This is a genomic window from Clostridium sp. CCUG 7971 (assembly GCF_017590215.1).
Taxonomy (GTDB): domain Bacteria; phylum Bacillota; class Clostridia; order Peptostreptococcales; family Peptostreptococcaceae; genus Faecalimicrobium.
In genome coordinates this window covers 1-8,868 of the sequence record NZ_JAFFPK010000129.1, presented here as the reverse complement: position 1 = coordinate 8,868, position 8,868 = coordinate 1, and the positions used below count along the sequence as shown (strand labels likewise).

Below are 8,868 nucleotides of genomic sequence, written 5' to 3'. Positions count from 1 at the left end.
CTTAGGCTCTTTTATTTTTTATGTTATAAATAGTCAGTGTAAAAATAATAAAATGAAAAAAACTTTCTAAATAATAGAGTGATATTTATAATTAGTAATTGAAATAAACTTTCAAAACTATGGAAAAATAAATAATTTTAGCTTAAAATTATGAATAAAAGAAGAAAAAATAAATTTTTTAAAAAATAATGAAAATATGTTGCAGGGAAAATGATTTCATGTTATTATTCAATTATAGAAAAAAGAAAAATATTTTCAAAAAGGAAAGAGTTGGCTAATAAATGTTAGATATAATAAAAGGCAAGTTAATAGTATCGTGCCAAGCATTAGAAGATGAGCCATTACATAGCCCATTTATAATGGGGAGAATGGCAAAAGCTGCAATGGAGGGTGGTGCAGTTGCAATTCGCGCTCAAGGTGTTGAAGATATTATAGAAATAAAAGAAGTAACTTCATTACCAGTAGTAGGTATTATAAAAAGGAACTATGAAGATTCAGAAATCTTTATAACACCAACTAAAAAAGAAGTCGATGAACTTTTAACTACAGGGTGTGAAATGATAGCATTAGATGCTACTAATAGAAAAAGACCTAATGATGAAAGCTTAAAGGAATTAATAGATTATATAAAGTCAAAAGATGTATTGGTTATGGCAGATATATCAAATTATGAAGAAGGTATAAATGCATATAAATCTGGAGCAGACTGTGTTTCAACAACATTATCAGGATATACTCCATATACTAAAAAAACTGATGGACCTGACTTAGAATTGATGGAAAAATTAGTAAAAGATTTATCAATACCAGTTATAGCAGAAGGAAAAGTTAATACACCTAATGATTTAAAAGATGCCTTTAGTAAAGGTGTACACTCAGCAGTTGTGGGATCTGCAATTACAAGGCCTCAACTTATAACAGAAAAATTTGTAAAAGCATTATAAAACGTTATAAAATAAGTAATAAATTAAATTAGTTTAATAAAAAAATATATATAAATTTTGGGAGGAACAGATATGAAAGGAATTTACTCAGCATTACTAGTATCATTTGATAAGGATGGAAACATAAATGAAAAAGGTTTAAGACAAATAATTAGACATAACATTGATGTATGCAAAGTGGATGGTCTTTATGTAGGAGGATCTACAGGTGAAAACTTTATGTTATCAACTGATGAAAAGAAAAGAATATTTGAAATAGCTAAAGATGAAGCTAAAGATCAAATAAAGTTAATAGCTCAAGTTGGTTCTGTTAACTTAAAAGAAGCTGTTGAACTTGCTAAATTCGCTACTGATTTAGGGTATGATTCACTAAGTGCGGTTACACCTTTCTACTATAAATTCGATTTTGCAGAAATAAAGCATTACTATGAGACAATAATAAACTCTGTAGATAACAAAATGATAATATATTCTATACCATTCTTAACTGGTGTAAATATGAGTTTAGATCAATTTGCTGAATTATTTGAAAATGAAAAAATAATAGGTGTTAAGTTTACAGCAGCAGATTTCTATTTATTAGAAAGAATGAGAAAGAGATTCCCTGATAAATTAATATTTGCTGGATTTGATGAAATGATGTTACCAGCTACTGTACTTGGAGTAGATGGTGCTATAGGTTCAACATTCAACGTAAATGGTTTAAGAGCTAGACAAATATTTGAGTTAGCTCAAGAAGGAAAAATAGCACAAGCTTTAGAAATACAACATGTTACTAATGATCTAATAACAGATATATTAGGAAATGGATTATATCAAACAATAAAAGCAATACTTGAAGAAGAAGGCGTAGAAGCAGGATTCTGTAGACAACCTATGAAAGAAGCAACTGAGGAAATGAGAGCAAAAGCTAAAGAAATGCATAAGAAATACTTTCAAAATGAAGAAGCTTTATTAAAATTATAAAAGCTAACTTAAGAGAAAAGAGAAGTATTTAAAATACTTCTCTTTATACAAAAATAAGAGGGGAGTTGTAAAATATGCAAGGTTTTACAATGATTGACTTTGGTATATTAGTAGTTTATTTATTAGCGGTATTATTTGCAGGACTTTTATTTTCAAAGAAAGACATGAAGGGAAAAGAGTTTTTCAAAGGTGATGGGACTATACCTTGGTGGGTAACATCAGTATCAATATTTGCAACACTTTTAAGTCCAATATCATTTTTATCACTAGCAGGTAACTCATATGGTGGAACTTGGATATTATGGTTTGCACAACTAGGTATATTTATAGCAGTACCTTTAACAATAAAATTCTTCTTACCATTATATAGTAGATTAGATTTAGATACAGCTTACCAATACTTAGAAATAAGATACGATAGTAAAGGACTTAGAGTAATCGGTGCTTTAATGTTTATAATCTATCAAATCGGACGTATGTCTATTATAATGTATTTACCATCAGTAGTTTTAGCAGATCTTACAGGAATTTCAGTTAATGCATTAATAATTGTAATGGGTGTAATAGCAATAATATATTCATATACAGGTGGTTTAAAATCAGTTTTATGGACAGATTTTATACAAGGTATGGTTTTAATAGTAGGTGTTACTTGTACTTTATTCTTCTTAATAAGTAAAATAGATGGAGGATTTGGATCAGTAATGTCATCTCTTTCTGAAGGTGGAAAATTCTTAGCTGAAGGTGAAACTTTATTTGATCCAAACATATTAAAATCAAGTGTATTTATAATATTAGTTGGTGCTGGACTTAATACATTATCTTCATATGTATCAAGTCAAGATATAGTACAAAGATTTACAACAACTACAGATTTAAAAGAACTAAAGAAAATGACTTATGGAAATGGTATACTATCAATAGTACTTGCTACAGTATTTTATTTAATAGGAACTTGTTTATTCGTATTCTACGGTCAACATCCAGAGTTAGCTCAAACAGCTCAACAAGACCAAATATTTGCATCATACATTGCATACCAATTACCAGTAGGGGTAACAGGAATATTACTTGCAGCAATATATGCAGCTAGTCAATCTACATTATCAACTGGGCTTAACTCAGTTGCAACAAGCTGGACATTAGATATTCAAACTATGATAAGCAAAGATATGAGTTTTGAAAAACAAACTCAAATAGCTAAATATATATCTTTAGGTGTAGGTATAGTGGCTATCGGTGTTGCGATAGTACTTGCAAATGGAGAAATAAAATCAGCTTACGAATGGTTTAATAGTTTTATGGGTCTAGTACTTGGAGTTTTAGCAGGAATATTCATACTAGGAGCATTCTGTAAAAAAGCAACTAGATTTGGAGCTTATGTAGGATTTACAGTTTCAGCTATATTAGTTGTTTACTTAAAATATAATGTTCCAGAAGTTACTTCTTGGGCATATTCGCTAGTAACAATAACTACATCAGTAGTAGTAGGTCAAATAGCAAGTATTATTCAATTAAAGATGTCTAATAAAAAAGAAGAAACTAACAACGAAGCAACTATATATTTTGAAGGATAATATTAAGTAGGAGGAACTAAACATGATATTTGGAAATATAAAGCACGAGAAAACGTATGCCAACTTAGATAAAGATTTACTTAGATGTTTAGATTATGCTAAAGAAAATGTATTATTAGACTATGAAAAAGGAAGCCACGTTATAGATGGAGATGATATTTTCGTAAATATAGTTGGATATGAGACTTGCGAAAAAGAAGATAGATTTTGGGAAGCTCATAAAAAATATATAGATGTTCATCTAATGCTTGATGGATGTGAGAGAATAGACTTAAACTTTATAGAAAATTTAGAACAAAAGCCTTATCAAGAAGAAGGTGACTTTCTTCCTCTTGAAGGAGAACCTAATAGTTATGTTGAACTTAGAAAAGGAGATTTCTTAGTTTGCTATCCAGAAGATGGACATATGACAGCTATAAAAGTTAACAATAAAGAAAATATAAAGAAAGCTATATTCAAGGTAATAGTGAGATAGTTAAAATGTACCTATAAAATATATTAAAAGGGAGAGTAGTTTTCTACTCTCCCTGATTTAGTATAAAAGCAATCAAATCCTATGTAAATTAAGGGGGTAAGGTATAATGGAAAAAATAGATGTATTTTTACTAATTGGTCAAAGTAATGCAAGGGGAGTAGGTAATCCAAAAGACAGTGAAATTCCAAATGAAAACTGTTTTGAATACTTAAAAAGCGGAGAAATTATAAAAATGAGATGTGTTTTGGAAAGTTCTGAAGGTGATGGAACTATAGCCCCTGCATTTTCAAATAATTGGAATAGCATGACAGGTAATAAAGTTTGCTTTATACATGAAGCTAAAGATGGATCAAGAATAAAAAATTGGAATCATGATGCAAATCAGTTTTTAAATGATGCTATAAAAAAATTTAATGAGGGATGTACAAAAATAAGTGAAAAATATGAAATAGAAAATAAATATGTCATATGGATTCAGGGAGAAAGTGATGCAAAATATGGTAGTGATGCATTATACTATAAAGAAAACTTAAAATCTATAGCAAATAGATTAAAAGATGAATGTCATATAGATAAAATGTTTATAAGTTTAACAGGCTATTGGTTAGGTCACAAAGATTACTTTATTAGAACTAGAAGAATAGCAGCATCCCAAGAAGCTGCATGCAAAGAATGTGAAATTTTATCACTTGGGAGTAAAAGAGCTATGACTTTCCATGATGAAAATTTAGTAATAGATGACGTTCATTATTCTCAGATTGGATTAAATATACTTGGAAAGGATTTAAGTAAAAATATATATAAATATCACACTACAAAAAAAGATTTAGAACTAGAAGATACTATAAACTTAGATGTAGAGAGAAACTATATTGAACAATTAGAAAATATAAGTAAAGTACTATAAAATAATTAGGCATGGAGATTGACTATGAAAAAATTCGTTTGTATAGATATAGGTGGAACTTCTATAAAATATGGGTTAGCACTGGAAGATGGAATAATAATAGATAAATCTAGTATGGATACTGAGGCACTTGAAAAAGGTGGATTTGGGATACTAGAGAAAATGAAAACAATAGTAAGAAAATATATAAGTGACAATAATATAAGTGGAATATGTATATCTACAGCTGGAATGGTAGACCCTGAAGCTGGAAAAATATCTTATGCTTTAGAACATTTAATACCAAACTACACAGGTATGGAAATTAAAAAGGAAATAGAACGTGAATTTAATATAAGATGCGAAGTTGAAAATGATGTAAATTGTGCAGGACTGGGAGAAATGTGGATAGGATCTGGAAAAGATAGTAAATCATCTATTTGCATGACTATTGGAACTGGTATAGGTGGATGCGTAATTTTAGATAATAAATTAGTTCGTGGGTTCAGTAATAGTGCCGGTGAAATTGGATATATGAATATAAATGGAGAAACATTCCAAGATTTAGCATCAACAACAAGTTTAGTAAAGAGAGTAGCAAAAGTAAAATCGTTAAATGAAAAAGATATAAATGGGAAAATAATATTTGATTTAGCAAAAAATAATGATGAAGATTGTTTAAATGAAATTGATAATATGATAAAATCATTATCAATAGGAATAGCAAATATTGCCTATTTAATAAATCCACAAGTTATAATATTAGGTGGAGGAATAATGGCACAAGAAGAGTTTTTAAAGCCTAAGATAGAGAAAGAACTTAAAAATACATTAATACCAAGTGTTTATAATAATACTAAAATTGAATTTGCAAAAATGCAAAATGATGCAGGAATGCTAGGAGCATTGTATAATTATTTACAAAAAGTGTATTAAGTTAGAAGGGTTTATATGAATATTTTAGAACAATTAGAGGTACCAGATTTTAAGGCTACAAAGTCGGATAAGTTACTTATAAGCTATATAAAAGAAAATTTATCAGATGTAGCTTATAAGCCGATTTCTCAAATTGCTAAAGAAAGCAATATTGGAGAATCTACAATAACAAGATTTGCAAGAAAAATGGGTTTTAGTAGTTTACAAGACTTTAAAGTTACATTAGCACAAGAGATTTCATCAAATAGGTATAAAAGAAATATAATAAACAGCAATATAGAAAATGACGAATCTGCTATTGATACTGCAAGAAAATTATTAAATTCTAACATTAATATTTTGGCAAATACTGTAGAAATAATAAACAGCGAGGATGTACAAAAATGCTCTCAGTTAATAATAAATGCAAAAAGAATATACTTCATAGGAATCGGTTATTCAGGTATAATTGCACAGGATTCAAATTATAAATTTATGAGAATTGGTTTAAACTGTACATGTTTTGATAGTAGTCATACAATGATAATGATGGCATCTATAATGGATGAAGGAGATTTAATTGTAGCAATATCTCACTCAGGAGAAACCGAGGAAATTATAAAAACAGTAAAATTAGCTAAAACCAATAAAGTAAACGTTATATCTATAACTGAAAATAAAGAGTCTGAGTTAAAGGATATATCAGATGTGAATTTAGGCTATATATCAGGAGAAACAGTTTTAGAGACAGGTTCTATATCATCTAAATTAGCTCAAATTTTTATGATAGACCTTATCTATACACAGGTAGTAAAAGAAGAATTTAATGAATCATTAGAGCGAAAAGTTAAAACTACTAATGCAATAAAGCTTTTTAATTTAGAGTAATCAAAATAAAATGATGCAAGTATAAGTATGCAAAAGTGTTTATTTATATTTACATCATTTTTTATTTATTAAAATTTAAAAATTAAGTGATAAAATATGTGTACATCAAAAATATACAAATATTATAGTCTTTAATATTCGATAACATACGTATAAATAAGCATAAAAAAGTATAAAAATAAATTATATATCGTATATTACCAAATTTTTATTTAATTTCCAACTATGATAATATTAATATTATAAACAATCGAGAAAAGGAGTGATTTAATGACCAAAAAGGTAATAGTATCAAAGACCTTTTTATTTATTTTTATTTTAAGTTTTATAGTAATGTTTAAAACATTATTTGGAGAAGAAAATACACTTATAGGCGTTACAGTAATAACTGCAACATTAATGTTTTTAGAAAGGGATTTGACATCAACATTATTAAGTAATTTTCTTAAAATATTATCAATAAATGTAATACTAGGCTCATTAGCTTTTTTTGCATCTCAAAATATTTGGATTGGTCTAATATGTAATTTTTTATCATTATTTATGGTTGGTTACTTTTTTAATTATGAATTAAGAAAGCCTATGTATGTTCCATTTGGTCTTCAATATTTATTTATGGTGAGTACACCGATTAATCTAGAACAACTGCCAATGAGATTTATGTCTTTAGTATTTGGTGCAGCCTTTGTAATACTTGTTCAGATAATTTTAAATAAGAATAAGCTACAAAAACTAGGAGAAAAAAACATTTCATTAATATGTGATGAATTAAAATATAAAATAAAATTATTAAAAGAAAATAAAAATACTAATACTTGTGATAAAAAAATAGAAGAATTATCAAAAGAGTTAAAAAGAATAATTTATGATAATAGAAAAGAAGAATTTTATGTTACAGAAAAAGGTATTAATTTATTAAATATTTTATTTTCCATAGAAAGGATAAGTTTAATACTTGATAGATATAGTCTTAATAATCTTGGATTGATTGAAAGTACTTTAGATAATCTGATAGAAAATAAAAATAAAATATTAGACACAATAAATAATGAATTAAACGATATAAAAAATTTATTAAAAGATGATACGGATTTAAATCTATTACAAAAATTAGAGGATATTAAGAAGAAAAAAGATTTAGACGATTCGTATTTATATGAGGTATATAATTTAGAAGAAAATATATATGAGAATATAAAACAATACAAAGTTAATAAAATAAAAACTGATACTAACAAAAAATTAGAAATACCACAAAGTTTTAAATCGATTTCAATACATAAGAGAAATTTTAACACTGAGTCTTTAAGATTTTCTTATGCTCTTAAGATAGGATTGTTAACAGCTATAGCAGGTTTTATAATGGATTACTTTAAGTTACAAGACGGAAGATGGATAATGTTTACTGTATTCTCTTTGACTCAAACATATTCAGAAAACTGCTTAACAAAGTCTGAACAGAGAGTAGAGGCTACTCTTATTGGGTCAGCTTTATTCTTTGTATTATTTACAATAATAAAAGATGAATCTATAAGAGGGCTAATTTTGATTTTAGCAGGATATATGAATTCATATCTAACTAATTATAAGTATTTAATAATATGTGTTACAGTATCATCATTAGGTTCAGCAGCAATTGCATCTAGTCCGGATATATTAGTACTACACAGAGTAATGTATATAATAATAGGTGCTATTATATCATTGTTGGCAAATAGATATATACTTCCGTATGATGCTAAAAAGGGTTATAAAGACTTAATAAATATATATAAAAATACAACTAAAGAAATAGTAAAGGAAATAGCTTACTATGCAAGGATAAGAATAATCATCATAGTATAAAAAATCTTTTATTAATACCAACATTAATAGAGGATAGGCTATTACTAGTTAATAAAATGTTTAATGATAGAAAAGAAGAAGAATTTATTAAAACGCAAAAAAGATTAATCAGTGATATGTATAACTTTTATATAAGTGTAAAGAAAGGTAAAATAGAAGATGGAAACCTTATTAATATGCTAGGCAATATAGATGATGTATCAAATTTTACAGTAGAAGAATATGAGGATTTTAGAGATAATATAATAAATCAAATGAAAAATATAAATTGTACAAATGATAAAATAGTATGTGAAAATTTAATATGTATATTAGATGAAACTATAAAGATAGATAGTAAACAGGAACTACAATTTGTATAATATAATAAAA

At 27.0% G+C, this 8,868-nt stretch carries 9 protein-coding genes; all 9 read left to right on the top strand.

Annotated elements, in window-relative coordinates; all coding sequences use genetic code 11:
• Window positions 1-281 precede the first annotated feature (281 nt).
• Entirely contained in the window at window positions 282-944 is a 663-nt protein-coding gene (locus JWF52_RS15510; protein ID WP_208334438.1) for an N-acetylmannosamine-6-phosphate 2-epimerase, read from the top strand.
• A gap of 72 nt (window positions 945-1,016) precedes the next feature.
• Complete coding sequence (locus JWF52_RS15505) at window positions 1,017-1,910, top strand: N-acetylneuraminate lyase (RefSeq protein WP_208334437.1); 894 nt, start codon at window positions 1,017-1,019, stop codon at window positions 1,908-1,910.
• A gap of 74 nt (window positions 1,911-1,984) precedes the next feature.
• Entirely contained in the window at window positions 1,985-3,487 is a 1,503-nt protein-coding gene (locus JWF52_RS15500; RefSeq protein WP_208334436.1) for a sodium:solute symporter family protein, read from the top strand.
• A gap of 22 nt (window positions 3,488-3,509) precedes the next feature.
• Window positions 3,510-3,962: a NanQ anomerase/TabA/YiaL family protein gene (locus JWF52_RS15495; RefSeq protein ID WP_208334435.1), complete on the top strand. Its 453-nt coding sequence runs from the start codon at window positions 3,510-3,512 to the stop codon at window positions 3,960-3,962.
• Window positions 3,963-4,068: 106 nt separating this feature from the next.
• On the top strand, window positions 4,069-4,869 hold the full coding sequence (locus JWF52_RS15490; protein WP_208334434.1) for a sialate O-acetylesterase: 801 nt from the start codon (window positions 4,069-4,071) through the stop codon (window positions 4,867-4,869).
• 24 nt (window positions 4,870-4,893) lie between these two features.
• The gene (locus JWF52_RS15485; protein ID WP_208334433.1) at window positions 4,894-5,784 is read left to right on the top strand and encodes an ROK family protein; all 891 of its coding nucleotides are present in this window, start codon (window positions 4,894-4,896) and stop codon (window positions 5,782-5,784) included.
• A gap of 15 nt (window positions 5,785-5,799) precedes the next feature.
• Complete coding sequence (locus JWF52_RS15480; protein ID WP_208334432.1) at window positions 5,800-6,651, top strand: MurR/RpiR family transcriptional regulator; 852 nt, start codon at window positions 5,800-5,802, stop codon at window positions 6,649-6,651.
• A 270-nt stretch (window positions 6,652-6,921) separates the two neighbouring features.
• The gene (locus JWF52_RS15475; RefSeq protein ID WP_208334431.1) at window positions 6,922-8,496 is read left to right on the top strand and encodes an FUSC family protein; all 1,575 of its coding nucleotides are present in this window, start codon (window positions 6,922-6,924) and stop codon (window positions 8,494-8,496) included.
• 56 nt (window positions 8,497-8,552) lie between these two features.
• Window positions 8,553-8,858: a hypothetical protein gene (locus JWF52_RS15470; protein WP_208334430.1), complete on the top strand. Its 306-nt coding sequence runs from the start codon at window positions 8,553-8,555 to the stop codon at window positions 8,856-8,858.
• The last annotated feature ends 10 nt before the right edge of the window (window positions 8,859-8,868 follow it).

Coding starts and splice junctions, on each gene's coding strand:
- JWF52_RS15510 (WP_208334438.1), top strand. CDS start 282: ATGTTAGATATAATAAAAGGCAAGTTAATAGTATCGTGCCAAGCATTA.
- JWF52_RS15505 (WP_208334437.1), top strand. CDS start 1,017: ATGAAAGGAATTTACTCAGCATTACTAGTATCATTTGATAAGGATGGA.
- JWF52_RS15500 (WP_208334436.1), top strand. CDS start 1,985: ATGCAAGGTTTTACAATGATTGACTTTGGTATATTAGTAGTTTATTTA.
- JWF52_RS15495 (WP_208334435.1), top strand. CDS start 3,510: ATGATATTTGGAAATATAAAGCACGAGAAAACGTATGCCAACTTAGAT.
- JWF52_RS15490 (WP_208334434.1), top strand. CDS start 4,069: ATGGAAAAAATAGATGTATTTTTACTAATTGGTCAAAGTAATGCAAGG.
- JWF52_RS15485 (WP_208334433.1), top strand. CDS start 4,894: ATGAAAAAATTCGTTTGTATAGATATAGGTGGAACTTCTATAAAATAT.
- JWF52_RS15480 (WP_208334432.1), top strand. CDS start 5,800: ATGAATATTTTAGAACAATTAGAGGTACCAGATTTTAAGGCTACAAAG.
- JWF52_RS15475 (WP_208334431.1), top strand. CDS start 6,922: ATGACCAAAAAGGTAATAGTATCAAAGACCTTTTTATTTATTTTTATT.
- JWF52_RS15470 (WP_208334430.1), top strand. CDS start 8,553: ATGTTTAATGATAGAAAAGAAGAAGAATTTATTAAAACGCAAAAAAGA.